At 44.1% G+C, this 1,033-nt stretch carries 1 protein-coding gene; it reads left to right on the plus strand.

The annotated features are described in order from the left end of the window. A partial coding sequence (locus AAZR93_RS21565) for a fimbria/pilus outer membrane usher protein (RefSeq protein WP_434721038.1) occupies window positions 1–1,033 on the plus strand: 1,033 nt, incomplete at both ends.

Here is a 1,033-nt window from a genome sequence, read left to right on the forward strand (position 1 = left end):
GGGATGATGGGATATCGGCAATTTTGGCCGATTATAATATCAATGCGAATGCTAATAACTCTTACCGAAAAGGGGGAAATGACAGTTATCAAGTTAATGGTAATGGAGTCATGGGTATAAACCTTGGGGTATGGCGTTTTCGTGCAGATTGGCAAGGTCGTTTAAGTCATATGAATGGCCAAAATACGCAGACACAAAAAGATTTTCAGTGGAACCGTTTCTATGCTTATCGCGCGCTGAAATCTTTGCAAGCTAAGTTGACATTAGGTGAAGATTATCTTGAGTCAAATATGTTTGATAGCTTCCGTTTTACGGGGGCAAGTTTGCGTTCAGATAACAGTATGATGCCACCAAGCTTGCGGGGGTACGCGCCTGAAGTGACCGGTATTGCGAAAACTAACGCTACGGTGACGGTAAGTCAGCAAGGTCGTGTGTTATATGAAACTCAGGTCGCGCCAGGACCATTTAGAATTCAGGATTTAAGTGACGCCATCAGCGGTAGGTTAGACGTCACGGTTAAAGAAGAAGATGGCTCTGTTCAAGAATTCCAAGTTGATACGGCGAATCTACCATATCTGACCCGACCAGGCCAAGTTCAGTACAAGTTAGCACTGGGTCAACCAACTAATTATGAGCGTCATAGTCAAGGTGACAGCTTCTTAACAGGGGAATTATCTTGGGGAGTTAGCAATGGTTGGTCACTATTTGCTGGTAGCTTAATTGGCCAAAATTATAACGCATTATCAGCGGGTATTGGCCGTGACTTGCTCGCCTTTGGTGCGATGTCATTTGACGTCACGCAATCTTTTGCGCGTTTACCTGGTGAAACGACCATCAGTGGTGGTTCATATCGTATTAACTACTCAAAACGATTTGAACAATATGACAGCCAAGTGCAGTTTGCGGGCTACCGTTTCTCTGAGCGTGATTTTATGTCGATGTCAGATTACTTAAATGCGAGGGAAACAGGTCAGCGCTACGGTGGCAGCAAAGAACTCTACACCATTTCATTGAATAAGAACTTCAGTGACAT

Origin of the sequence: Providencia sp. Je.9.19 (assembly GCF_051129765.1) — a bacterium.
Classification (GTDB): Bacteria; Pseudomonadota; Gammaproteobacteria; order Enterobacterales; family Enterobacteriaceae; genus Providencia.